Origin of the sequence: Amycolatopsis sp. NPDC005961 (assembly GCF_040629235.1) — a bacterium.
Taxonomy (GTDB): domain Bacteria; phylum Actinomycetota; class Actinomycetes; order Mycobacteriales; family Pseudonocardiaceae; genus Amycolatopsis; species Amycolatopsis camponoti.
This window is the reverse complement of sequence record NZ_JBEXVF010000013.1, coordinates 1-24,051: the sequence shown is the minus strand read 5'-3', so window position 1 is coordinate 24,051 and position 24,051 is coordinate 1. Positions and strand designations below refer to the sequence as shown.

Genomic DNA, 24,051 nt, shown 5'->3' with positions numbered 1-24,051 from the left:
GCGTGCCGGCGGTTCTGGTGTCCCGGCGAGGAGTCGAACCTCGGACCTCGGCGTTCGTAGCGCCGCGCTCTGTCCTGCTGAGCTACCGGGACGGGGCGGCCTGCGCGCACGTCCCTCCCCGGACGGGCGCAGACCGCGCTCTTCGCGGCGACCGACCCGAGGTAGCGAGGGGTGGGCGCGAAGAGCCTTCAGGAAGATTCAGCGAACGGCACGGGAGATCGTGCCGCATCGGTTCGCTTGCCGGTTCACGATCTCCTCCTCTCGGTGGTGTTGCCTGCTGTACTGGAAAAAGCATGACGGAACCCGGCGTGCCGGGCAACGCATTTAATTGACGTCCTTTGTGGACTGTCAGGCCGTGAAGCCCGGCACGATGTTCGCGCAGCCGCGACGCCGCGCCACGTCGTTGTCCGCCAGGACCGGAGGCAGTGCCCGCTGCGCGAACGCCCGCAGTTCGGCGAGCTTCGCGTCGTCCACCAGATCGCGGCGAACGTGGTACGTGGCCTGGTTCTTCGCGTCGTTCCGCGCGAAGATCGTCGCGTAGTCGCGCTCGAACCGCGGGTCCTGGTCGAACTGCAGGGTGCTGCTCCACGAGCCGACGAAGACGATCAGTTCGGGCTTCGCCGTCGTGAAGACGTAGTCCCGCAGGCCGGCGAAGTCGGCGACGTGCAGGTAATCCGCGATCGGGGCGTCGCCGAGCCCGGCGAGGTCGAGCAGCCGGAGCCGGCTGCCCAGCGCCGTGCCGCCGAGGTCGATCACCCCGGCCGACGCCGTGTCCGGCAGCCGCAGGATGTCCGCGAACCCGTTGATCGCGGTGTCGTCCCGCTCGGCGACGGCGCACATCGCCGTCTTCACGTCGGCGCGGTACTTCGTGCCTTGCTCGTAGTAGCCGCCGACCGCGCTGACCGACGCGGCCACGAGCAGGCAGGCCAGGACGACGCGGGCGCGCACCCGGACCACGGCGAACGTCTCGACGACCGCGGTCGCCCCGAGGAGGGCGCCGACCGTCCAGACCGGCGTCGCGAACCGCAGGTGCCCCATCCAGTCGTACTCGAGCACGATGAACGCGGCGAAGGCCAAGCCGAGCGGAACCAGCAGCGCGATCAGCCCGATGCGCAGCCGTCCGGGCTTGACCAGCAGCACCGCCAGGCAGCCCACGACGACGGCGACGAGCAGCCAGCCCGCGTAGGACACGATCTCGCCCGGCCGCGCGAGGTCGGCGAGGGCGGGCGGTTCCTGCCCCTTCGCGATCGCGGTGTTGGGCAGCAGGCGGCCGAACTCGAACCAGCGGTAGCCGACGTAGGCGCCGAAGGGCAGGACGAACGCCACGACCGAGACGACCACCGCGCGGACGCTGCGGGCGAGCGCGGCCCGCTTGAGGAAGACGGCGACGGCGATCGGGTACGCGCCCGCGTAGATGATGCCGTCGGGGCGGGTGAGCGCGGCCAGCACCGCGATCACGCCGGCGCCGATCGCGACGCGGTGGGTCAGCAGTTTGTCGCTCAGCACCGAGCGCAGGAGGAGCACGGCCAGCGCGGCGACGGTCAACGCGTAGAAGGAGTTCTCCAGGCCGGAGAAGCACCAGATCACGAACGACGGGTTGGCGGCGAGCGCGGCTCCGGCGACGAAGGTGACGAGCGCCGGACGGCTGCTGAGCGCCTTCGCGCCGGCGTAGAACAGCGCCAGGACGCCGGCACAGCAGGCCAGCGCCAGCGCCTTCGGGAAGAGGATCTGGTCGGAGACGCCGAAGAGCGTCCCGTGGTCGAACAGGCCGACGAGCTTGCCGAGGGCGAGCAGGATCATCCAGGTGGGGTTGGAGTACCCCTCGACGGGCGCCACGCCGGGCTGGAGCACCGGCCCGAGCCCGTCGGCGACGTTGCGCGAGTAGGCGAAGGTGATGGCGGCGTCGTCGATCAGCCAGTGGCCGTAGAACGAAGCGTGCACGGCGATCAGCGCGGTGCCGCCCACGACGGCCGCCGCGGCCGCGAGCCGGGCCGGCCACCGGCGCCGGGCGGTCACCGCGGGTTCCGCTCCCCGCCTGCTCGACGGTCTCGTTTCGGTCGTCGCCACCACGCTCATGCCTCCGGCCCTCCCGTGCCTTCGGATGCCCCGAGCCGGTCAGGCGAACAAGGCGTCGAGCTTGGCCCGTACCCGGTCGAGGTCTTCGCTGTATTTCAGGACAGCTCCGAGCGTTCGCGCCGCCGTCGCCGCATCCAGCTCGTCCCGCTGCAGAGCCATGAGGGCTCTCGCCCAGTCGAGTGACTCCGCTACTCCTGGTGGCTTCAGCAGGTCCATTTCGCGGAGCCGATGCACCGCTTCAGCGATCTGCCGAGCCAACACTTCCCCTATTAGGGGGATTCTACGGCGCAGGATCGTGACCTCTCGCGCCAGGTCGGGGTGTTCCAGCCAGTGGTACAGGCAGCGACGCTTGAGGGCGTCGTGCACCTCGCGGGTGCGGTTCGACGTCAGCACCACGAGCGGCGGCTCCGCGGCGCGGACTTCGCCGTATTCGGGGATGGTGACGGCGTGCTCGTCGAGCAGCTGGAGGAGGAAGGCTTCGAACTCGTCGTCGGCGCGGTCGATCTCGTCGATGAGCAGGACGCACGGCGCGTTGATGAGGGCCTGCAGCAGGGGGCGCGCGAGCAGGAAGCGTTCGGTGTAGAGCGAACGCTCGGCGGTCTCGACGTCGACGCGTCCGTCGCCGGCGGCTTCGAGGGCGCGCAGGTGCAGGAGCTGGCGCGGGAAGTCCCATTCGTAGAGGGCTTGGGCGGCGTCGATGCCTTCGTGGCACTGGAGGCGCACGAGCGGGCGGTCGAGCGCGGTGGCCAGCGCGATGGCGAGCGACGTCTTGCCCGTGCCGGGTTCGCCTTCGCAGAAGAGGGGGCGGCCCATGCGGAGGGCGAGGAAGCCGGCGGTGGCGAGCCCGTCGTCGGCGAGGTAGCCGGTCGCGTCCAGCGCGGCGGCGAGTTCTTCGGGCGAGTCGGTCACGCTGTCGATCGTAGGCGGCGTGCCGGTCACCGGCCGGGCAGATCGGCCGGGCGGTCGACGTCGCGGCCGCTGCCGAGGTCGCCGCACTCGACGAGCTTCAGATCGGGACGGGTCGCCAGCCAGTCCCGGGCGCCGCGGTCGCCCCGGGCGGAGCCGGCGATCTCGGGCCACCAGCGGCGGCCGAGGAGGACGGGGTGGCCGGGGGCGCCGTCGTAGGCCGCGCGGGCGACGGTCTCGGCGGTGGCGTCCGCGGCGACGCGGGTGAGGATGTCGGCGCCGACCCACGGCAGGTCGACGAGGTGGACCAGGGCCGCGACCGGAGCCGGGTCGTCGGAGAGGGAGGCCAGGCCGGCTTTGAGGGAGGCGCCCATGCCGCTCTCCCAGCCTTCGGCGAACACGGCTTGGGTGGGATCGGGCAGGAGGGCCCGCACTTGCTCGGCGGCGGCGCCGACGACGACGCGGACGGGGTGGCAACCGGCGGCGGAGAGGGCGGAGAGCGCCCGGAGGACGAGAGGTCGCCCCTCGAGTTCGGCGAGCGCTTTGGGGCCACCGAACCGCCGCCCGGCCCCGGCGGCGAGCAGCAAGCCGGCGACGGGCGGGGTGGCTGGGGTCATCGCCACACCCGCTTCCCGGCGGTAGGCGGCAACCCGGCGGGGGCCAGGACGGCCGCAGCCATCGGACGCTCCGACCTCGCGACGGCGAGAAGAAAACCAGCACCGGGCGACTTAGCCGAGGTCATCGGCACACCCGCTTCCCCACAGCAGACCGCAACCCGGCGAGGAGAAGGGGAACCCGGGAGCCTGGGCGGCGAGCAGCAAGCCGGCGACGGGCGGGGTCATCGGAGCACCGAACGCCCGGTGGGCGCCCCGGCCTCGGACTCGGCCGACGCACCCAACCCTCGGTACTCGGCGGCGCCCGCCACTCGGCTTGCGTTCTCAGCCATGGGCTCGGCCCGGGGCGCCGACTGCCAAGTCGGCCTCTATCGCTCGGGCCGTCTCCAGCAGTGGGGGCACCAAATCCCGCTCCACCGACTCGGCCGTGGTGCGGCTCGCGTGGGTCGACAGGTTGACCGCCGCCGCCACTCGGCCTCCGCGGTCGTGGATCGGGGCCGCCACCGAGCGGAGGCCTTCCTCCAGCTCCTGGTCCACCATTGCCCAGCCCTGCTCCGTCACCTTGGCCAGCTCCTCGCGGAGGCGGTCCGGGGCCGTCACCGTGCGGTCCGTCAGGCGGTTGAGCTTGGCCACCACGAAGTACGCCTCCAGCTCCGCCTTGCTCAGGCCGGACAGCAGGACGTGACCCATCGATGTCGCGTACGCCGGGAAGCGGGTTCCCACGTTGATGCTCACCGTCATGATGCGCGAGACCGCCACTCGCGCCACGTAGACGATGTCCGTTCCCTCCAGGACCGACACCGAGCTCGACTCGTGCACTCCCGCCGACAGGTGCTCCAGGTGGGGCTGGGCCACCTCGGGCAGCGTCATGCTCGACAGGTACGAATACCCCAGCTCCAGTACCCGGGCCGTCAACGAGAAGTACTTGCCGTCCGTGCGGACGTAGCCCAGGTCGGTCAGGGTCAGCAGGAACCGCCTGGCCGCGGCGCGGGTCAGGCCCGTCGCCCGGGCGACGTCGCTCAAGGTCAGCTCCGCCGCGCCGGCGTGGAAGGCCTTGATCACGGCCAGCCCGCGCTCCAGTGACTGGACGTGGTGGGCACCGCGGTGGGCCGGCTCGCTGGCCAGCTCGACTTCGATGGGCCTCCCCGTGTCCATGCCCGGCACCTTATCCGGCGTCCGCCGTCAGGGCGGTCGGCTCGCCGAGCTCGGCCAGGGTGCGCTGGGCGATGGCGAACGCCGCGTTCGCCGCCGGGGCTCCCGCGTAGACCGCCGTGTGCAGCAGGACCTCGCCGATCTCCGCCGCCGTAAGACCGTTGCGGATCGCCGCGCGGACGTGCATCGCCAGCTCGTTGTGCGCCTGCAACGCGGTCAGCGCCGCGAGCGTCACGCAGCTGCGCGTCCGGCGGTCGAGGCCGTCGCGGGCCCAGACCGAACCCCACGCACCTTCGGTGATGTAGTCCTGGAACGGGCGGCTGAACTCCGTGGTGCCCGCGACGGCGCGGTCGACGTGCTCGTCCCCGAGCACCTCGCGCCGGACCTTCATGCCCTGGTCGTGACGGTCGGTGCTCATGTCTTTCGGTGTCACAGCGCCTCCAGGTGCTCGAGGATCAGCCTCGTGAATTCTTCGGGCCGCTCGTAGCTGCCCAGGTGCGCGGCGTCCGGCACGACCTCCAGCCGCGCGCCCGGGATGCCCGCCGCGATCAGGTCGGCGTGGCCCTCCGGTGGGGTGGCCTGGTCGTCGGCGCCCGCGATGACCAGGGTCGGCGCGGTGATCTTCGGCAGCACGTCGAGCAGGTCCATCCGCTCGATCGCGCCGCAGCAGGCCGCGTAGCCCTCGGGCGGGACCGCGGCGATCATCGAGCGCAGGTACGCGGCCCGGTCCGGGTGCCGCTCGGCGTAGGCCAGCGTCAGCCAGCGGGTGACGCCGGCGGCGGCCACCGGGCCGGTGCCCTTCTCGAGCACCGTGCGCGCCCGGTCGGCCCACATCTCCGGCGGGCCGAGCTTCGCGGACGTGCAGCAGAGCACCAGGCTCGCGATCCGGTCCGGCGCGTGGGCGCCGAGCCACATGCCCGTCATCGCCCCGAGCGACAGGCCCACGAAGTGCGCTTTCGCGACGCCGAGGTCTTCGAGCAGCCGGAGGAAGTCGAAGCCGAGGTCTTCGAGGTCGTACGGCCCCGGCGGCACCGGCGAAGCGCCGTGCCCGCGCGTGTCGTAGCGGACCACCCGGAAGCCGCGCTCCAGCAGCGGCACGACCTGGGGTTCCCACATCCTCAGGTCGCTGCCGAGCGAGCCGCCGAACACCACCACCGGACCGTCTTCAGGCCCTTCGACGACCCGGTGCAGCCGCACGGCGCCCACGCCGTCACCTCCGTTCGCGTTCGTCATACCCGGAAGAACACCGTCTCTCCGTCGCCCTGGAGGCGCACGTCGAACCGGTAGCCGTCCTCGGTCTTCCCCGCGATCAAGGTGCCACGCCTCTCCTCCGGGACCGTCGCCAGTACCGGGTCCGCGGAGTTGTCCTGGTCTTCGAAGTAGATCCGCGTGACGACCCGGTTGAGCAGGCCGCGGGCGAACACCGACACGTCGATGTGACGGGCCTGCGTGGTGCCGCCCTCGCCGGGCACCACGCCCGGGAGCAGGGTGAGGATGCCGTACGTGCCCTCGGGCGTGGTCGGGCAGCGGCCGAACCCGCGGAAGTCGCCGGACGCTTCGCCGCGCGGGTCGTCGGGGTGGCGGAACCCGCCGTCCGGGTCGGCCTGCCACGTCTCGATCATCGCGTCCGGCACCGGGTCGCCGTTGCCGTCGCGGACGGTGCCGCGGATCCAGAACGCGCCGGGTGTGCCCTCCGGCACGACGTGCGGGCCGTCGGGCCAGGGCAGCCCGATCGACAGGTACGGGCCGACGGTCTGCGAAGGGGTGGGAAGCAGGCTGGTCATTCGTCTTCGTCCTCTTCCTCTTCGAACACCGACGCGTCGCGCCCGCGCAGCACGATGTCGAACTGGAACCCCAGCGCCCACTCCGACTGCGTGATCTCGTGGTCGTAGCGCGAGATCATGCGCTGCCGGGCCTTCTCGTCCGGGATGGAGTTGAAGATCGGGTCCTGGGAGAAGAGCGGGTCGTCCGGGAAGTACATCTGGGTGACCAGCCGCTGCGTGAACGCCGAGCCGAACACCGAGAAGTGGATGTGCGCGGGGCGCCAGGCGTTGTCGTGGTTCTTCCACGGGTACGCGCCCGGCTTGATGGTGGTGAAGGTGTAGCGGCCGTCGCTGTCGGTCAGGGCGCGCCCGACGCCGTCGAAGTTCGGGTCGAGCGGCGACGGCCAGCGGTCGCCGGTGTGGCGGTAGCGGCCACCCGCGTTTGCCTGCCAGATCTCGACGAGGGAGTCGCGCACCGGGCGGCCTTCGCCGTCGAGCAGCCGGCCGGTGACGATGATCCGCTGCCCCTGCGGCTCCCCCGCGTGCTGACGGGTGAGGTCGTTGTCGAGCTCGCCCAGGCGGCCGGGGCCGAGCAGGGGGCCGGTGACCTCGGTCAGCATCTGCGGGAGCAGCACCAGGTCCTGCTTGGGGTGCCGCAGCGCCGTGGAGCGGTAGCCGGGGTAGCCGAGCGGCGGGTGCGTGCCCTCGGGGTCCTCGCCGTAGCGCGGCAGCCTGAATTCGGTCGGAGTAGCCACGTCTTCTCTCCCTTACCGGCCTTCGAGGACGACGGCCAGGCCTTGGCCGACGCCGATGCAGATGGCGGCGAGTCCCCAGCCACCACCGCGGCGGTGCAGGTCGTGCGCCAAGGTGCCGAGGATGCGGCCGCCGGACGCGCCGAGCGGGTGCCCGATCGCGATCGCGCCGCCGTGGGTGTTGACGATCTCCGGGTCGAGCTTCTTCCAGTCGCGCAGGCAGGCCAGCGACTGGGCCGCGAAGGCCTCGTTGAGCTCGACCGCGACCAGGTCGTCCCAGCCGATGCCGGCGCGCTCGAGGGCGATCTCGGCCGCGCGCACCGGGCCGATGCCGAAGACGTCCGGGTCGACGCCCGCCGCGCCCCGGCCGGCGATCCGGGCCAGCGGGGTCGCGCCGAGCCGGCTCGCGCTCGCTTCGTCACCCAGGAGGAGCGCCGACGCGCCGTCGTTCAGCGGGGAGGCGTTGCCCGCCGTGACGGTGCCGTTTTCCTTGCGGAAGACGGGCTTCAGCTTGGCGAGCTTCTCGGCGCTGGAATCCGGGCGGATGCCCTCGTCGCGGGCCAGGTCGACGCCCTCGACCGGGACGACGAGGTCGTCGTAGAAGCCTTCGTCCCACGCCTTCGCGGCGTTCACGTGGCTGCGGGCGGCGAAGGCGTCCTGCTCGTCGCGGCCGATGCCGTAGCGCTCGGCGAGCTTCTCGGTGGACTCGCCGAGGGAGATCGTCCACTCCGACGGCATCGCCGGGTTGACCATGCGCCAGCCGAGCGCGGTGTTGTAGAGGGTCTGGTTGCCGGCGGGGAAGGCCTTTTCGGGCTTTTGCATGACCAGCGGCGAGCGGGTCATGGACTCGACGCCGCCGGCGACGACCAGCGACGCGTCGCCGACCTGGATCGCGCGGCTGGCCTGCATCACCGCGTCGAGACCGGAGCCGCAGAGGCGGTTGACGGTGTTGCCGGGGACGCTCGTGGGCCAGCCGGCCAGGAGCGCGGCCATGCGGGCGACGTTGCGGTTGTCCTCGCCCGCGCCGTTCGCGTCGCCGAGGGTGACTTCGTCCACTGTGGACGGGTCGAGGTCGTTGCGCGCCTGCAGGGCCTTGAGGACCCCGGCGGCCAGGTCGTCCGGGCGGACGCCGGCCAGTGCGCCGCCGTAGCGGCCGAACGGGGTGCGGATCGCGTCGAGGACGTAGACGTCGGTCATGCCTTCTCCAGCTCTCGGAGCACGGTCAGCTCCTGCTCGGTCGGGGCGGGGGTGACCTTCAGGTCGTCCGCGACCTTCAGTTTCCACCCCGTCGCCTTGACCGCCCGGTCCAGCTCCACGCCCGGGTGCAGCTCGGTGAGGGTCAGCTCGGCCGTCTCCGGGTCGGGGCGCATCAGGCCGAGGTCGGTGACGACCAGCGTCGGGCCCCGGCCCGGGAGGCCGAGCTTCTCGCGGTCGCCCTTGCCGGAGCCGTGGCCGAACGACGTGACGAAGTCAACCTTCTCCACGAACGCGCGGGGGCTCTGGCGCAGCACGATGAACACCTCACCACACGACGCCGCGATCTCCGGGGCGCCGCCCGCGCCCGGCAGCCGGACCTTCGGGTCGTGGTAGTCCGAGCCGATCACGGTCGTGTTGATGTTGCCGAACTTGTCGAGCTGGGCGGCGCCGAGGAAGCCGACGTCGATGCGGCCCGGCTGGAGCCAGTAGTTGAACACCTCCGGGACGCTGACCACGGCGTCGGCGGTGTCGGCCAGCTCACCGTCGCCGATGGACAGCGGCAGCCTCGACGGCTTCGCGCCCAGGCAGCCGGATTCGTAGATCAGCGTGAGGTTCGGGGCGTGGGCACGGCGGGCGAGGTTCGCCGCCTTGCTCGGGAGGCCGATGCCGACGAAGCAGGACATGCCGTCGCCGAGGGCACGGGCCGCCGCGACGCTCATCATCTCGTCGGCGGTGTAGTCGGTGCTCATGCCGGGACCTCCGCGGTCTTGCGGGCGTTGCCGGTGGTGGGGTGGATCGGGCGCGGGATGGCCGCTCTGGCTCGCCGCATCGGGGACCGGCGCCGGGTCGCGCCGCCGGGCTGGTGAGCGGCTCGGGTCTGCTGCACCGGGGAACGGCGCGCGGTCGGGGCGCTGCCGAGCTGGTGCGCCGCTCGGGCCCGCCGGGCCGGGGAACAGCTCGGCGTCGCGGTGTGACCAGGCAGGGCGAGAACCGCGCTCATGCCGTCACCCCGGTCAGCTCGTTCAGCCACTTCGTGAACTCCTCGCGGTCGCGGCCCACCTCGTCCCACGCCTGGTACGCCGAGTTGTCCCGCTCGTAGTACCCCGCCGCGTACGACGGCTTCGCGCCGCCCGGGACCTCGGCCACCGCGGTGACCACCCAGGACGGGAGGATCACCGCGCCCACCCGGGGCTCCAGCTCGTCGACGATTTCCTCCACCGTCACCAGCGAGCGCTTCGCCGCCAGGACCGCTTCCTTCTGGACGCCGGTGATGCCCCACATCTGGACGTTGCCGGCCCGGTCGGCACGCTGCGCGTGGACGATCGTGACGTCCGGGTTCAGCGCCGGGACCGCCGTGAGCCGCTCGCCGGTGAACGGGCACGTGATCGGCTTGATCGTGTCGGTCTGGGCGGGCAGGTCCGTGCCCGTGTAGCCGCGCAGCACCGCGAACGGCAGGCCGGACGCGCCGGCGACGTACCGGTTCGCCATGCCCGCGTGGCTGTGCTCCTCGATCTCCAGCGGTACCGGCCAGTCGTGCTGGACGGCGTCGCGGAAGCGGTGCAGCGAACCGACTCCCGGGTTCCCGCCCCAGGAGAAGATCAGCTTGCTCGCGCAGCCCGCGCCGATCAGCTGGTCGTACACGATGTCCGGGGTCATCCGCACCAGGGTCAGCCCCCGCCGACCCTGCCGGATGATCTCCTGCCCGGCCGCGACCGGGATGAGGTGCGTGAACCCTTCGAGCGCGACGGTGTCGCCGTCGTGCACCAGCCGGCCCACGGCCTCCTCCAGTGACAGCAGCTCCGCCATCTCACGCTCCCGAGATCTGTTCGCATCACGCACACTCGTTCTGAAACCGAACATAGCACGGCTCCCGGCGTCCGACCAGACGTCTTCCACCCAATGGATGACGCAGGCACGACGAAGGGGACTTTCCTCGCGCGAGCAGCGAGAAAAGTCCCCTTCGAGAGAACCGTCAGCCGATCCGCACCAGGCGGGAGCCGTGCGGCGGCACCACGGAAGCCGTCCACGAGCCCCGGAACCGACCCAGGTCCTTCCGCGCGACGAGGTCACGGACCGGCCCGCCGAGGTCCACCGTGATGTCCGCGGGCGTGGACCCCAGGTTGTAGACAGCCGCGTACGTCCGCCCGTCCGGCGCGCGCTTCGTCCACACCTGGTGGTCGCCGCCGGTCACCTGCGTCGGGTAGGTACCCGACCGGTCGACCGCGATGACCTCGGGGTTCGTCAGGACCGAGACGGCGGAAGCGTCCAGGAAGTAGATGTCTCCGCCGACGTACAGCGGCGAAGACGCCATGGACCAGAACGTCATCACGCTCTGCCGCTCGACGTCGGAGATGCCGTCCTGGATGCCGGACCCCGTGTTGTTGCTGATCGGCATGGAGTCCAGGTCCGGGCGATACTGCGGACCGAACACGCCTTGCCAGCCGGGCAGGTCCGCCCACCGCGCCTTCACCGAACTGTCCCACGAGGACACCGTCTCGCAGTAGCACTCCATGTCGGTGTCGATCCGGACGCCGTTCGCGTAGGGCGCCAGCGAGGAACCGATGGACCGCGGCACCGGCCACGCGCTCGCGGTCAGCCACATCGGCCGCCGCGAGTGGTCGATCGCCGCCGACCATGCCCTGATGTCGGCGACGTTGTCCGCGGTCGTCCCGTCGACCTTGACGAAGTCGACGCCCCAGGAAGCGAAGCGGGCCACGATCGAGTCGTAGTACTTCTGCGCGCACGGGTTCGTGAAGTCGACCTTCCAGTTGCCGCCCCAGCCGTTGGACGGCGTCAACGGCCGGTACGCGATGTCCTGGGCGTGGCACGACGTCCCGAGGATGGGCGCGTTCTTGTCGTAGACCTCCTTCTCGAGCCCGGTCACGGCATACAGGCCCAGCTTCAACCCGAGGGAGTGCACATAAGAAGCCAACGCCGGGATCCCGGCGGGGAACCGCGTCGGATCGGGGTCGGGGATGCCGTTGACGTCGGTGTGGAAGACCCAGGACTGCGAAGCGTTCCAGCCCGAGTCGATGTTGACGTAGGTGTAACCGGCCGACTTGAGCTTCGAAGCCATCGCCGAAGCCGCGTCGCGGACGTGCGACTCGTTCAGCCACGAAGTGCCGTAACCCGCGCGGGTCGACGACTCGAGACTCCAGCTGCTCCAGCCCATGAACGGCCGGACGAACGGTGTCCGCGCGTCGGCCATCGGTACCAGGAAGGCCGAAAGACCCAGGACAGCGAGGAACACGGAAAGGAGGCGCTTCACTGAACACTCCTCGGTAGGGGACCTACTCCTTGAGCCCGCTCGCGGCGATTCCGCTGACGATGAACCGCTGGGCGACCAGGAACATCGCGACCAGCGGCGCGATGGTGACCAGAGCGCCGGCGAACAGTGCCGGCAGGTTGACCGACTGCGCGGTCAGGAACGTCGAAAGCGCGATCTGCGCGGTCCACGAAGACGGGTCTTGCCCGATCACCAGCGGCCACAGGAACGCGTTCCAGCTTTCGATGAACATCAGCGCGCCCAGGGACGCGATCATGCTCCCCGAGTTCGGCAGCACGAGCCGCCGGTAGACGCCGAGGTAGCCGAGCCCGTCGAGCCGTCCCGCTTCCTCCAGCTCGACGGGGAACCGCAGGTAGAAGTTGCGGAACAGGATCACGGTGAACGCACTGAAGAGGTTCGGCGCGATGATGCCCCACTCCGTGTTGACCCCGCCCATGGATCCGACGACGACGAACGTCGGCACGAACGTCACCGACTGCGGGATCATCAGCGTGACCAGCACGTACGTGAACACCGCACGGCGTCCCGGGACGTTGATCCGGGCGAGCGCGTACCCGGCCATCGAGCCGAACAGCGTGCCGACGGGCGCGGTGATGATCGCGACCAGGAACGAGTTCCAGAGCGAGTGCGCCATCGGCACCGACGCGTCGGCGAACAGGTCACCGAAGTTGACCCACGAGAGCGGGTCCGGCAGCCACGACCAGTCGGGCGAGCTGACCTGCTGCCGCGTCATCAAAGCGTTGCGCAGCATGATGTAGAACGGCAGCAGGAAGATCAGCGAGAGCACCGACGCCAGGACATACTTCGGTGCCTTCCGCACGGGGGGAGCGGCGAGGACGGCCATCAGTCCTTCTTCCCGAAGCCGACGAACCGGCCCTGCAGCAGCGTGATCACGACGATGAGCACGGTCAGCAGGAACGCCCCCGCGGAGCCGACGCCGTAGTTCTGGTCGCCGAGCGCGGAGTCGTACAGATAGACGAGCGGCGGCTTCACCGGCGCCGTCGCGGTGCCCGACAGCCCGGTGCCGAACAGGTTGTAGAACTCGTCGAAGGCCTGGAACGCGGCGATCAGGATCAGCAGCAGCACCGCCACCGACGTGTTCCGCAGCTGCGGCAGCGTGATGTAGCGGAAGGCCTGCCACTTCGTCGTGCCGTCCAGTTCACCTGCCTCATACAGCGACGGCGAGATCGCCTGCAGCCCGGCCAGGAACAGGATCATGTACAGCCCGACCTGCAGCCACAGCCGCAGCGTCACCACCGCGACCCAGTACACCGGCGGGCTCGTCTCCGACAGCCACGGCACCGGGTCGGCGCCGAACAGCCCGCCGAGCACGTTCGCGACGCCGGACGGGAGGCCGTTGAACAGCGCCATCTTCCACACCAGCGCGGCGACGACGTACGACACCGCCGCCGGGATGAGGAAGATCGTCCGGAAGAACGCCTTGCCGCGCTTGATGCTGTTGATCAGCACCGCGAGGCCGAGCGACGCGACGAACGTGATCGGCACGATGAACACGGTGAAGAGCGCGATCGTCGACAGCGACGTCAGGAAGGCGTCGTCGCCGAGCAGGAACGCGTAGTTGTCGAAGCCGATCCAGTTCCCGAGGGTGATCGTGCCGCGCGCGTCGTTGAAGCTGAGCAGGAAGCTCCACCCGATCGCGACGTACTTGAACAGCCCCAGCCCGATCACCACGGGGCCGGTCAGCACGGCGAACGCGCCGATCGCCCGCCAGTCCCGGCGACGCCGGCGCTTCTTCGGCGCCACCGCGACAGCCGGAGCCTCCATCAAGGCGGTCATGCCAGCTGCTTGTCGACTTCGGCCTGGGCCTTCTTCGCCGCGTCACCCAGCTCGGCGGCCGGGTCCGCCCCGTTCGCGATCTTCGTCGCGGCCTGCAGGAACAGCGTCGCTGACGCCTTGTTCCACAGTCCCGAGTACGACTTGCCTTCTCTCTGCGAGATCGTCACGGCGTCCTTCGCGGCGCCGCTGGAGAACTCGGTGGTCTGCGCGGCGACCGGCTTGCGGGCCGGGATGTGGAAGCCGTACTTGACGCACCAGTCCTTCTGCAGGTCGGCGTTCTTGATCCACAGCCAGTCGATGAACTTCTTGACGGCGTCGAGGTTCTGGCTCTTCGCGTTCGCCAGCTGGTACCAGCCGCCGACGCGCGCGACCTGCTTGCCCGCGTCGCCGAACTTCGGCCACGCGACGACGCCGAAGTCGTCCCCGAGGGCCTTCTTGATGTCCGGCAGCGACCACAGGCCGCCCCACTGCATCGCGGTCGCGCCGTTGGCGAACGCGCCCGGGTCGGACCAGTCGGTCGGGTAGCCCTGGAGCAGGCCGCCGGTGTCGTGCAGCTGCTTGAGCCCGGCGATCGCGGCGACGGCCTCGGGTGAGGCGAAGGCGACCTTCTTGCCGCTCGAGTCGAAGAAGTCCCCGCCGGACGACCAGAGCAGGAGCGTCGCCGCTTCGCCGACGCCGTCGGTGCCGACGTAGAGGCCCTTCTGCTTGCCGGTGTTCAGCTTCCGCGTCGCCTCGAGGAGCTCGGCGAACGTCTGCGGCGGCTGCACGCCCGCCGCCTGCAGCGCGGACTTGCGGTAGTACAGCATCATGACGTCGTCGATCATCTTGACGCCGTAGATCTTGCCGTCGACGGTCACGGTGTCCAGCGCGGCCGGGCTGAAGTCGGCCTTGGCCGGCGCGATGACGTCGTCGAGCGGCGCGAGCAGGCCGTTCTTGACGTTCTGGTAGCGGAAGTCGCCCAGCTCGAACAGGTCGGGCGCCTGCGCGGTGAGCATCGCCGAGTTGAGCTTGGTCTCGTAGTCGCCGGCGATCCAGCTGACGTTGATCGCGATGTCCGGGTTGGCCTTGGTGAACTCCTGCGCGTACCGCTGGACCGCTTGCTGCGTCCCGGATTCGCCGTACGCGTGGTACCACTGCTGCAGCGTCACTTTCGCGCCGGAAGCGGCGCCCGCGTTCTTGTTCAACGGATCGCTGGTGCAGCCCGCGAGGGCGGCGCCACCGGCGAAGAGGACGGAACCGACCAGGAAGCTTCTCCGGTTCATGGGGCTCACAGGGACTCCTTAGACGCTCTCGGCGACGAAAAGACTTTGGATGGCGACGGCGGCCGCGCCCCGCGCCCACTCCTCGAACGGCAGCGGCCGGATCACCAGGCCACAGCGGGCGGCACTGCCGAACGCCTGGACCGCGAAGGTCCGGCGGATCTGGTCCTCGAACAGGTCGTAGGTCGCGACACCCTCACCCGAGACGACGACCCGCTCCGGGCCGAACAGGTTGACCAGCGCGGCCAGGCCGAGCCCGATCGCGTGCCCGGCCCCGGCGAACACGTCCCGCAGCAGCTCGTCACCGCCGCGGGCGCGCGCCACGGCGTCTTCCATGGTCAAGCCCGGTTCCGCGGCGATGAGCCGGGCCCGGGTCAGGATCGCTTCGGTGGACGCGATCGCCTCGACGCAGCCCTGGCCGCCGCAGTGGCAGGACGGCCCGCCGTCGGCGACCGGGACGTGCCCGATCTCGCCCGCGACCCCGTGCGCGCCGCGGACCAGGTCGCCGTTCACCACGAGCGCGCTGCCGATGCCCGTACCCACCGTGACCAGTGCGAACGACGACGCGCCGACGCCTTCGCCGAACCACTGCTCGGCGACGGCGAGCGCCTTGACGTCGTTCTCCAGCGTCGCTGTGAGCCCAGTGGCGTCTTCCAAAAGGGAAGCCAGGGGCACGTCCCGCCAGCCGAGGAACGGCGAGTACCGGACGACGCCGGACGCGCGGTCGACGTCGCCGGACACCGCGACGCCCAGGCAATAGGCGCGGGCGCGGAGGTTGCTGGTGCCGTCCGGGGTCGGCCCGCCCAGCAGTTCGCGGACCAGGTCGGCCAGCGCGCGGACGACGTGGTCGACGTCGTGGCTCGTCAGCGCGTGGTGGGCGCTGGCGCGGACGTCGGCACGCAGGTCGGTGACGACGCCGATGAGGTCGTCACCGGTGATCTTGACGCCGACGAAGTACTCGCGGTCCGGGCGGATCGCGAGGGGGTTGGCGGGGCGCCCGGCGCCCGGCGTCGTGCGACCTTCGGAGGCGAGTTCTTCGAGGTAACCGGCCTCGATGAACGGCCGCGCCGCCTTGGTGACCGCGGCCGAGGACAGTCCGGTGCGGCGGGCGACGTCGACGCGGGAAACCGGCCCTTCGGTCAGGACCGTGGTGAACACGGTCGCTGCCGCGGGACTGGTGATCGGCGCCCTTGCCGGTGCACTGCGAGGCATGGCCGGAAGGGTAGGCAGGATTAATTAACTTCGTCAAGAATTTATTTTTCGGCTGGTCATGCCTACGCTCGGGATCATGTCGCTCGTCGAACACGACCCCGCGCACCGGCTCTGGCTGCTGCGCACCCCCGAGAGCTCGTACGCCTTCCGCCTCGACGCCGACGACCGGCCGCGCCACGTCCACTGGGGCCCGCCGCTGACGTTGGCGCAGGCCACGCAGGTCGCCGCGCGCCGCAACCCGGCCGACAGCAGCTTCGACGAGCCGGGCGACGAGCGGCAGGAGCTGCCGGCCGAAGGCGGCGCGTTCTTCGGCGTCGCGGCGCTGGCCGTGCGCTACGAGGACGGGACGTCGGCCCTCGAGTGGCGCTACGACGGGCACACCGGCACCGGGGACTCCGTGGTCGTGCGGCTCGTGGACCGGCACTACCCGCTGGAACTTTCGCTGCACTACCGCGTCCGCGGCGACGTCGTCGAACGCTGGACGTCGCTGCGCAACACGGGCGAGGCCACGATCTCGTTGCTGCGCACGGATTCCGCGGCGTGGACGCTCCCCCGGCGCGACGGCGCGCGGCTCACCCGGACCTCCGGCGCGTGGAGCGCCGAGTACGGCGTGCTGCGCGAAGCCCTGCCGGTCGGCGAAACCACGCTGACCAGCCGTCGCGGGGTGTCCAGTCACCAGGTCAACCCCTGGGTGATGCTCGACGCCGGCGACGCGACCGAGACGGCCGGCGAGGTCTGGTCGACGGCACTCGCCTGGAGCGGCAGCTGGCGGATCACCGTCGAGCACACGCACACCGGCCGCGTCACGTGGACCGGCGGGTTCGGCCACGAGCACGTCGGCTGGCGGCTGCTGCGCGGCGAAACCTGGGAGACGCCGGTGTTCGCCGGGCTCTACGCGGCCGACGGCTTCGGCGGCACGAGCCGGCGGTGGCACGCCTACGTCCGCGAGTTCGTCCAGCCGCACCCCGAGGAGCTGCGGCCGATCGTCTACAACTCCTGGGAAGCGACCGGCTGGGACGTCGACGAAGCCACCGAGACGGCCCTCGCCGACGCCGCGGCTCGCCTGGGAGCCGAGCTGTTCGTCATGGACGACGGCTGGTTCGGCGCCCGCACCGGCGACGCCGCCGGCCTCGGCGACTGGACCGCCAACGAACAGCGCTTCCCGGCCGGGCTGCGCCCCCTGGTCGACGCCGTCCACGCGCACGGGATGAAGTTCGGGCTGTGGGTCGAGCCGGAGATGGTCAACCCGGACAGCGACCTCTACCGCGCGCACCCGGATTGGGTGCTGCACATGGCTCATCGCGAGCGCACCACTCTGCGGAACCAGCTCGTGCTGAACGTCGCGCGCGCCGACGTCGCGGACTGGGCGCACAAGTGGCTCGACCGGCTGGTCGGCGAGCACGGGATCGACTACCTCAAGTGGGACATGAACCGCGCGTTCACCGAGGCCGGGTGGCCGGCGGCGGGCGAGGACGCGGGACGGCTCTGGGTCGGGCACGTCCGCGCGGTGCACGCCATCCTGGACCGGCTGCGCGCCGACCACCCCGCGCTGCGGATCCAGGGCTGCGCGGGCGGCGGCGGGCGCACCGACCTCGGGATCCTCGCACGCACCGACGAGATCTGGGCGTCCGACAACACCGACGCCGCCGACCGGATCACCATCCAGCACGGCTACGGCCAGCTCTACCCGGCCGGCACGATGTCGGCCTGGGTCACCGACAGCCCCAACCCGACGACGGGCCGCGAGGCGCCGCTGAGCTTCCGGTTCCACGTCGCGATGGCGGGCGTGCTCGGCCTGGGCGGCGACCTGCCCCGGTGGTCCCCGGAAGAACTCGACGAGGCGGCCTCGCTCGTCGCGCTGTACAAGGAAATCCGGCCGGTGGTGCAGCACGGCGAGCTGTACCGGCTGGCGGACCCGGCGAAGTCGGCACTGACCGCGGTGCAGTACGTGCTGGACGACGACGTGGTCGTGTTCTTCTGGCGGCGGCCCGCGGAGTTCGCGCGGCCGGTCACCCCGCCGCGGCTGGCGGGGCTCGACCCGTCCGCGCGGTACCGCGACTCGGGCGGCGTCGTCCACGACGGCGCGGTGCTGCTGAGCCACGGCCTCGACGTCGACCTGCCGGGGAGTGGCTACGCGAGCGCCGTCGTGCGGCTGAGCAGGGTCTGAATACCCACGCCGACCGGCGTCACCAGGACGGGTGAGGTGGATTGACTTTTCACCGGACACGAGCCGAATGTGAAAGTCCTTCACTTCAGTTGCCAACGGAGGCAGCATGCGCAAGCGCCTGACCGTCCTGCTCGTGCCCGTTCTCGCCGCGCTTGCCTTCGCCGCCCCGGCGGCGGCGAGCACGCCCTACCGGGAGTACGTCGCCCTCGGTGACTCCTGGACCGCCGACGTCTTCGTCACCTTCCCGCCCACCACGCGGTTCACCCCGCTCGACTGCGCACAGTCCACTTCGGACTACCCGCACGAGGTGGCCGGCGCACTGGGCGTCGAAACCTTCCGGGACGCCAGCTGCGGCGGCGCGACGACGACGGACTTCACCCAGCCGCAGAAGCTGCCGCTGGGCGGGACGAACCCGCCGCAGTTCGACCGGCTCACGGCGACCACGGACCTGGTCACGGTCGGGATCGGCGGCAACGACATCGGGCTCGCCTCCGCCGTGACCAAGTGCCTCACCCTCCTCCCGGTGAGCACGTGCAAGGCGAAGTTCACCGCGGGCGGCGTCGACCAGCTGGAAAACGCCGTCAAGGCGACGGAACCGAAGATCGCGGCATCGCTGCAGGCGATCAAGGAGCAGTCCCCGCAGGCGCGGATCCTGCTGGTGAACTACCTCGCCGGGCTGCCTTCGAGCGGGAAGGGCTGCTGGCCGGTCATCCCGATCGCCGATGGCGACGTCGCGTACCTGCAGGCGAAGTTCCTCTCGATGAACGCCATGCTCGCGCGCGTGGCCGCGGACAACGGCGTCGAACTCGTCGACACCTACTCCCCCACGCTCGGGCACGACGCGTGCGAGGCGCCCACTGTGCGGTACGTCGAGGGCCTGATCCCGATCTCCACGAGCAACCCGCTGCTGCTCGCGTTCCCCTTCCACCCCAACGGCGCCGGGGCCGCCGCGCAGTCGGAGATCGTTCTCGACGCCGTTCAGCGGGGCTGAACTGTCGGTGCGGTGAACTAGCCTGTCGGGGTGACCAAGATCGTGGTGACCCGATGGATTCCGGACGACGCGGTGAAGCTCCTCGCCGAGGCGGGCGACGTGGTGGTGTCGCCCGCCGATCGGCCGTTGGCGCCGGACGAACTGCACGAGTTCGTCTCCGGCGCTTCGGCCGTCGTCGGGATGCTGCACGACCGGCTCGACGGCGCGCTGGCCGACGCCGCCGGGCCCGGGTTGAAGGTGGTCGCGAACGTCGCCGTCGGGTACGACAACGTCGACGTCCCGGCGCTGGCCTCCCGCGGGGTCGTCGTCACGAACACGCCGGGGGTGCTGACCGACGCCACGGCCGACCTCGCGTTCGGCCTGCTGCTCGCCGTCACTCGGCGGATCGGCGAAGGGGAACGGCTGCTGCGTTCGCGCACACCGTGGTCGTTCCACCTCGGCTTCCTGCTCGGCTCGGGCCTGCAGGGCAAGACGCTCGGCATCGTCGGGCTCGGCCAGATCGGCCGGGCGATGGCCCGGCGCGCGCGGGCGTTCGGGATGTCGATCGTCTACTCAGGACGGTCGAAGCAGGACTTCGACGCGGAATACGTGCCCTTCGAAGACCTCCTGGCGCGTTCGGACGTCGTCTCGCTGCACTGCCCGCTGACGCCGGAGACGCGGCACCTCATCGACGCGGCCGCGTTGCGCGCCATGAAACCCGGCGCGTACCTGGTGAACACGACGCGCGGCCCGGTCGTCGACGAAGCCGCGCTGGCGGACGCGCTCGAAGCCGGGGAGATCGCGGGCGCCGCGCTGGACGTGTTCGAGAAGGAGCCCGACGTCGAACCGCGGCTGCTCGGCCGCGACGACGTCGTGCTGAGCCCGCACCTCGGGTCGGCCACGGTCGAAACCCGGACCGCGATGGCCGTGCTGGCGGCCCGCAACGTCGCGGCGGTGCTCGCCGGGCGTCCCCCGCTGACGGAGGTGAAGCCGTGACCCGTGTCGTCATCGCGCCCGACAAGTTCAAGGGCAGTCTCACCGCGGTCGAGGCCGCGGAAGCGATCGCCCTCGGCGTGCGAGACGCCTTGCCGGACGCCGAGATCGTCACCTGCCCGGTCGCCGACGGCGGCGAAGGCACCCTCGACGTCCTCGAAGCGGCGGGCGCGCGCATCGTCCGGTTGACGGTCCGCGGGCCGCTGGAGGAGGCGGTCAAGGCTTCTTACGCGGTGCTCGACGGCACCGCCTACGTCGAATCGGCGCGGGCGTGCGGGATCGAATTCGTCGAGCCCAGCCCGGAAACCGCGCTGAGCGCGCACACCTGGGGCGTCGGGGAGCTGCTCGCCGACGCGCTGGTGCACGGCGCTCGCCGGCTCGTCCTGACGGTCGGCGGCACGGCCAGCACCGACGGCGGTGCCGGGATGCTCAGCGCGCTCGGCGCCGGCGTGCTCGACGCGTTCGGCGCGCCGGTCGGCCTCGGCGGCGGCACGCTTTCGCGGGTGGCGTCGACCGAGCTGACGCCGGTGCGGGAGCGTCTCGACGGCGTGCGCGTCGCGGTCGCCACCGACGTCACGAACCCGTTGCTGGGCCCCTCGGGCGCGGCGGCCGTGTTCGGGCCGCAGAAGGGCGCGGGGCCGTCGGAGGTGCGGCTGCTCGACGAGGCGCTCGGCCGGTGGGCGCACGCGCTGCGGGTGGGCGGCGCTCCGGACGTCTCGGGGATTCCGGGCGCGGGGGCCGGTGGCGGGCTCGCCGCCGGTGCGATCGCCCTCGGGGCGACCGTCGAATCCGGGTTCGACCTCATCGCCGGGCTGACCGGCGTCGACGAAGCCCTGGCGGGCGCCGATCTCGTCATCACCGGCGAGGGTTCGCTCGACGAGCAGAGCCTGAACGGCAAGGCGCCGGCCGGGATCGCGGACCGGGCGCGGCCGCGCGGGGTGCCGTTGATGGCGCTGGCCGGGCGGATCCAGCTCGACGCCGCGGGGCTGGCCCGGCTCGGCGTCGTCGCGAGCAGCGCGTTGATCGACCACGCGCCGTCGCTCGACCACGCGCGGGCGCACGCGGCGGAACTGCTGCGGGAGCGCGCCGCGGATTTGGTCCGCGGCTGGCGGCCCCACTGACGAACGGACCTCTCGCGGCGCTGCGAAAGGCCCGTCCGCGGCGGTCAGCTGGTGTGCTGCGGCAGCACGGCGAAGGCGACTCCGCCGGCTTCGTCCTCTTGGACGTCGAGCACCTTGTCGTCGAGCAACGCCGCGGCCTGCGGTTCCAGGAAGACCTTCGGGCCTTCCTCGGCGCCCAGCACGCTGTCGCCCGCCGCGGGTTCGGGGGCGACGGACAGCGCCAGCTGGGCGCTTTCGCCGTCGGCGTTCTGGACCGCCAGGCGGAGCCCGGCTTCACCTTCCCCTTGGCTGGTCAACGCGGTGATCGCCTCGGCGGCGGCTTCGGTCACGGTCAGCATCTTTCGGCCTTCCCTTCGTCGCGGTCCGATGCACTGTGGTGCCCCACGCTAGGGGCGTCCGTTCGGGCGCGCAGTCTGAGCGGATCAGCCCTGCCGCGCCTCACGGATGGCGTCCGCCACGGACCCGCCCGCGTAGTCCGCTTGTTCGCGCGGATCGGGGTCGGCGTGGCGGCGCGGGAACTCGTCGTCCGGCGTCACCTGCTCGAAGTCCGCCGGCGCGTCTTCGACGGTCTCGTCGAGCTGGTCGGCCGGAGTCACCGCGAGCGGGCGCTCCGGGACCGGCTCCGGCTCGGTGTCCGGAACCTCTTCGGCGAGGCGTTGCTCCATCGGCTCGCCTTCGCGCGCTTCTCTGGGCGTGGTGCCGAAGCGGTCGGCGGCGCTCCAGTGCTCGGGCGGGTCGATGCCCGCTTCGAGGGGGTCCACGCGCAGTTCGTCCTCGTCCAGCGCTTCACTGGGCTCCAAGCTCTCCGGTTCACTCACTGGTTCTCTCCCGTCATCGCGGGTGACCTACCCGGGGCGTCGGGGACTTCAAACCCGGGCGGTGTCACCGGGATCACATTTCTTCAACGGGTTTAACATATTCACAAGTTTGTGAACGCAGAGTAGGTTCGGATCATGGCCACCACCAGGTGCGCACCGGGACACCGGCTGCTCGCCACCGACCCGGAGCGGCACCACGAGCTCGGCACGCACGCCGCGTGGTACGTCGTGGCCGGTGTCGTGACGACGGGCGTGCAGGCGGCGCTGTTCCTCCTGCTGCGCGACGAGCTCGGCTCCCAGGTGGCGAACCTGGTCGCGATCGCGCTGACGACGATCGGGAACACGGAGTTCCACCGCCGCGTCACCTTCGCCGGACGGCCCAGCAACGCCGGGAAGCGGCACCTGCAGGACCTGCTGACGTTCGCCTTCTACGCCGGGTACGGCTCGGCGGTGCTGGCGATCCTCGACGCCGTCGTCGACCGGCCGACGTCGTGGGAGGAGACCGGCACGCTGCTGCTGGCCAGCCTGGTCGGCGGGTTCGTGCGGTTCGCGGTGCTGCGCTGGTGGGTGTTCGCGCACCGAGCGGCCACGCCGGCGCACAGCGGCTAGCGTCTGGAGGCGTGGCCTCGGACGACATCAAGCCCCACGCGGGCGGCACCGAACCGGATTATCGCTTCACGCTCGCCAACGAGCGGACGTTCCTCGCGTGGCTCCGGACGGCGCTGGGGTTGCTGGCGGGCGGGGTGGCGGTGCACCAGCTGGTCCCGGCCTCGGCCACGGCCGGCGCGGTGCTGGCCGGGCTGTGCGTGGTCCTGGCGGCGGCGTTGGCCGCGACGGCCTACCCGCGGTGGCGCCGGGTGCAGATCGCGATGCGAGCCGGGGAGCCGCTGCCGCGAAGCTTGATGATCGTGGCCCTGACGGGCGGCCTGCTGGCCCTGACCGTGGCGGCGGCGGTGTTGCTGGTGGTGTCGTGAGCGAGCGGGACACGTCCCGGGCCGGGCAGGCCACCCGGACCACGCGACTCCCCTGCGACCGGAGCAACCGACTACCGCCGGCCGCCGACTCACGACCGCCGCGCGCGCCCGCCCCGGCTCCACCGAAGCCGCACGCTTCGCCACGGACCGCACACGGCGCTAGGCCGTCCGGACACGCCCGCCGGACCCCGCCGGAAGCCGTTCCAGCCATTCGACGCAACGCCGCCGGGCCTCACCACGTCCCCCGAATACCGCTGCTTCGCGATTATCACGACGTCAGAAGTACCGTCATCACCCTGCCGGTAATCCCGTGACCACGCCCGACGGCGCGCAGGCCGAGCGCACCGGGCTCGCCTGGCGGCGGACCGCCCTCGCCTCCGCCGCCTGCACCGTACTTCTCCTGCACGCCGCCTCCCAGCGCCATTGGGGTGTCTCTTTGGTGCCCGCACTGCTCGCCGCCGTGACATCTGCCCTGCTAGCAGGCGTGGCCGTGCGGCGTGAACGGGTGCTGCGGACCGGCAGGCCGGCCACCATGAGCCCGGTCCTGCCCGCCGTCGTGTCGCTGGCCGTGACCGTGACTGCCGCTTCCGTGGCCGTTCTCCACTGACGGGTGAAGTCGGCACATCCTGAAACCGATTAATCGCAATGTGCAGGGTCTGGTCGCGGGAACATCACGACCGCTGCTGCTAACGGGGTATTGGTCGTTGAAATCTGGACTGATGCGCCATGAGGTGCTTACGATTACCCAGCGTCGCACGGAACGCAGGTAAGCCCGGATCTCCCGGAGTATCTGCGATCGGAACATCACAGAGCGTTGATCCCCCGGCAGCGGCGGTCGAGGGTCGGCCGGGGAGACGACTCATGACAGCACCGACGAGGATCACCGGGCAATCGGACAGCGGCGTTCGCGATTATCGGACTCCGGAGTCATTGCCGCGCCCCAGCGGGCGGCTCACCAAGGAGGACCTCGACCCGCTCGTCAAGGACGCGGGCG

At 71.2% G+C, this 24,051-nt stretch carries 26 protein-coding genes, 1 tRNA gene and 1 pseudogene; 8 read left to right on the top strand and 20 right to left on the bottom strand.

The window, feature by feature from the left end; all coding sequences use genetic code 11:
- Positions 1-15: 15 nt before the first annotated feature.
- From ABZ342_RS14445 to ABZ342_RS14360, 18 genes are all read right to left on the bottom strand, one after another.
- Positions 16-92 (bottom strand) — tRNA-Arg (locus tag ABZ342_RS14445).
- A 256-nt stretch (positions 93-348) separates the two neighbouring features.
- Positions 349-2,016, bottom strand: a complete 1,668-nt coding sequence (locus ABZ342_RS14440) for a hypothetical protein (RefSeq protein ID WP_360472804.1) — start codon at positions 2,014-2,016, stop codon at positions 349-351.
- A gap of 99 nt (positions 2,017-2,115) precedes the next feature.
- Positions 2,116-2,985: a MoxR family ATPase gene (locus ABZ342_RS14435; RefSeq protein ID WP_360472801.1), complete on the bottom strand. Its 870-nt coding sequence runs from the start codon at positions 2,983-2,985 to the stop codon at positions 2,116-2,118.
- A 26-nt stretch (positions 2,986-3,011) separates the two neighbouring features.
- Complete coding sequence (locus ABZ342_RS14430) at positions 3,012-3,599, bottom strand: nucleotidyltransferase family protein (protein WP_360472798.1); 588 nt, start codon at positions 3,597-3,599, stop codon at positions 3,012-3,014.
- Positions 3,600-3,920: 321 nt separating this feature from the next.
- Positions 3,921-4,751: an IclR family transcriptional regulator C-terminal domain-containing protein gene (locus ABZ342_RS14425; RefSeq protein WP_155545235.1), complete on the bottom strand. Its 831-nt coding sequence runs from the start codon at positions 4,749-4,751 to the stop codon at positions 3,921-3,923.
- Between the two features lie 10 nt (positions 4,752-4,761).
- Positions 4,762-5,166 (bottom strand): 4-carboxymuconolactone decarboxylase, encoded by a 405-nt coding sequence (gene pcaC / locus ABZ342_RS14420; RefSeq protein ID WP_360472794.1) that lies wholly within the window; start codon positions 5,164-5,166, stop codon positions 4,762-4,764.
- Between the two features lie 11 nt (positions 5,167-5,177).
- Positions 5,178-5,981, bottom strand: a complete 804-nt coding sequence (gene pcaD, locus ABZ342_RS14415) for a 3-oxoadipate enol-lactonase (RefSeq protein WP_360472791.1) — start codon at positions 5,979-5,981, stop codon at positions 5,178-5,180.
- Positions 5,978-6,532 carry a protocatechuate 3,4-dioxygenase subunit alpha gene (gene pcaG, locus ABZ342_RS14410; RefSeq protein ID WP_360472789.1) on the bottom strand — a complete coding sequence of 185 codons (555 nt, stop codon included), beginning with the start codon at positions 6,530-6,532 and terminating at the stop codon, positions 5,978-5,980. The genes pcaD and pcaG overlap by 4 nt, the downstream gene beginning before the upstream one ends.
- On the bottom strand, positions 6,529-7,266 hold the full coding sequence (gene pcaH, locus ABZ342_RS14405) for a protocatechuate 3,4-dioxygenase subunit beta (protein WP_360472786.1): 738 nt from the start codon (positions 7,264-7,266) through the stop codon (positions 6,529-6,531). The genes pcaG and pcaH overlap by 4 nt, the downstream gene beginning before the upstream one ends.
- A 12-nt stretch (positions 7,267-7,278) precedes the next feature.
- Complete coding sequence (locus ABZ342_RS14400) at positions 7,279-8,460, bottom strand: thiolase family protein (protein WP_155545230.1); 1,182 nt, start codon at positions 8,458-8,460, stop codon at positions 7,279-7,281.
- Positions 8,457-9,209 carry a CoA-transferase subunit beta gene (locus ABZ342_RS14395; RefSeq protein WP_360472783.1) on the bottom strand — a complete coding sequence of 251 codons (753 nt, stop codon included), beginning with the start codon at positions 9,207-9,209 and terminating at the stop codon, positions 8,457-8,459. Before ABZ342_RS14395 ends, ABZ342_RS14400 begins: the two co-directional genes overlap by 4 nt.
- On the bottom strand, positions 9,206-9,460 hold the full coding sequence (locus ABZ342_RS14390) for a hypothetical protein (protein WP_360472780.1): 255 nt from the start codon (positions 9,458-9,460) through the stop codon (positions 9,206-9,208). The genes ABZ342_RS14395 and ABZ342_RS14390 overlap by 4 nt, the downstream gene beginning before the upstream one ends.
- On the bottom strand, positions 9,457-10,266 hold the full coding sequence (locus tag ABZ342_RS14385) for a CoA-transferase (protein WP_360472777.1): 810 nt from the start codon (positions 10,264-10,266) through the stop codon (positions 9,457-9,459). The genes ABZ342_RS14390 and ABZ342_RS14385 overlap by 4 nt, the downstream gene beginning before the upstream one ends.
- 166 nt (positions 10,267-10,432) lie before the next feature.
- Positions 10,433-11,728 (bottom strand): glycoside hydrolase family 27 protein, encoded by a 1,296-nt coding sequence (locus ABZ342_RS14380; RefSeq protein ID WP_360472775.1) that lies wholly within the window; start codon positions 11,726-11,728, stop codon positions 10,433-10,435.
- 22 nt (positions 11,729-11,750) lie between these two features.
- On the bottom strand, positions 11,751-12,590 hold the full coding sequence (locus tag ABZ342_RS14375; RefSeq protein WP_360472772.1) for a carbohydrate ABC transporter permease: 840 nt from the start codon (positions 12,588-12,590) through the stop codon (positions 11,751-11,753).
- Complete coding sequence (locus ABZ342_RS14370; protein ID WP_155545225.1) at positions 12,590-13,543, bottom strand: sugar ABC transporter permease; 954 nt, start codon at positions 13,541-13,543, stop codon at positions 12,590-12,592. The genes ABZ342_RS14375 and ABZ342_RS14370 overlap by 1 nt, the downstream gene beginning before the upstream one ends.
- Complete coding sequence (locus ABZ342_RS14365; RefSeq protein ID WP_360472769.1) at positions 13,540-14,805, bottom strand: sugar ABC transporter substrate-binding protein; 1,266 nt, start codon at positions 14,803-14,805, stop codon at positions 13,540-13,542. Before ABZ342_RS14365 ends, ABZ342_RS14370 begins: the two co-directional genes overlap by 4 nt.
- An 18-nt stretch (positions 14,806-14,823) precedes the next feature.
- Positions 14,824-16,014, bottom strand: coding sequence for an ROK family protein (locus ABZ342_RS14360; protein ID WP_360472766.1), 1,191 nt, complete (start codon positions 16,012-16,014; stop codon positions 14,824-14,826).
- Between the two features lie 76 nt (positions 16,015-16,090).
- Here ABZ342_RS14360 and ABZ342_RS14355 point away from each other — a divergent pair, with 76 nt between their 5' ends.
- The 4 genes from ABZ342_RS14355 (at position 16,091) to ABZ342_RS14340 (ending at position 21,265) form a co-directional block, all read left to right on the top strand.
- Positions 16,091-18,181, top strand: coding sequence for an alpha-galactosidase (locus ABZ342_RS14355; protein ID WP_360472764.1), 2,091 nt, complete (start codon positions 16,091-16,093; stop codon positions 18,179-18,181).
- A 106-nt stretch (positions 18,182-18,287) separates the two neighbouring features.
- Positions 18,288-19,172, top strand: a complete 885-nt coding sequence (locus ABZ342_RS14350) for an SGNH/GDSL hydrolase family protein (RefSeq protein ID WP_360472761.1) — start codon at positions 18,288-18,290, stop codon at positions 19,170-19,172.
- A gap of 30 nt (positions 19,173-19,202) precedes the next feature.
- Positions 19,203-20,147: a D-glycerate dehydrogenase gene (locus ABZ342_RS14345; protein WP_360472758.1), complete on the top strand. Its 945-nt coding sequence runs from the start codon at positions 19,203-19,205 to the stop codon at positions 20,145-20,147.
- Complete coding sequence (locus ABZ342_RS14340) at positions 20,144-21,265, top strand: glycerate kinase (protein ID WP_360472756.1); 1,122 nt, start codon at positions 20,144-20,146, stop codon at positions 21,263-21,265. The genes ABZ342_RS14345 and ABZ342_RS14340 overlap by 4 nt, the downstream gene beginning before the upstream one ends.
- Positions 21,266-21,309: 44 nt before the next feature.
- Here the strand turns inward: ABZ342_RS14340 and ABZ342_RS14335 are convergent, their stop codons facing one another.
- Positions 21,310-21,603 (bottom strand): iron-sulfur cluster biosynthesis family protein, encoded by a 294-nt coding sequence (locus ABZ342_RS14335; RefSeq protein WP_155545219.1) that lies wholly within the window; start codon positions 21,601-21,603, stop codon positions 21,310-21,312.
- 84 nt (positions 21,604-21,687) lie between these two features.
- Positions 21,688-22,083, bottom strand: a complete 396-nt coding sequence (locus ABZ342_RS14330) for a hypothetical protein (RefSeq protein WP_360472751.1) — start codon at positions 22,081-22,083, stop codon at positions 21,688-21,690.
- A 135-nt stretch (positions 22,084-22,218) separates the two neighbouring features.
- Between ABZ342_RS14330 and ABZ342_RS14325 the strand changes: the two genes are divergently transcribed.
- From ABZ342_RS14325 to ABZ342_RS14310, 4 genes and pseudogenes are all read left to right on the top strand, one after another.
- Complete coding sequence (locus ABZ342_RS14325) at positions 22,219-22,692, top strand: GtrA family protein (protein WP_155545217.1); 474 nt, start codon at positions 22,219-22,221, stop codon at positions 22,690-22,692.
- A gap of 11 nt (positions 22,693-22,703) precedes the next feature.
- On the top strand, positions 22,704-23,057 hold the full coding sequence (locus ABZ342_RS14320; RefSeq protein WP_360472748.1) for a DUF202 domain-containing protein: 354 nt from the start codon (positions 22,704-22,706) through the stop codon (positions 23,055-23,057).
- A 310-nt stretch (positions 23,058-23,367) separates the two neighbouring features.
- Positions 23,368-23,664: a DUF202 domain-containing protein gene (locus tag ABZ342_RS14315; protein ID WP_155545215.1), complete on the top strand. Its 297-nt coding sequence runs from the start codon at positions 23,368-23,370 to the stop codon at positions 23,662-23,664.
- A 254-nt stretch (positions 23,665-23,918) separates the two neighbouring features.
- Positions 23,919-24,051, top strand: a pseudogene (locus tag ABZ342_RS14310) (RNA polymerase subunit sigma); the annotation flags it as partial.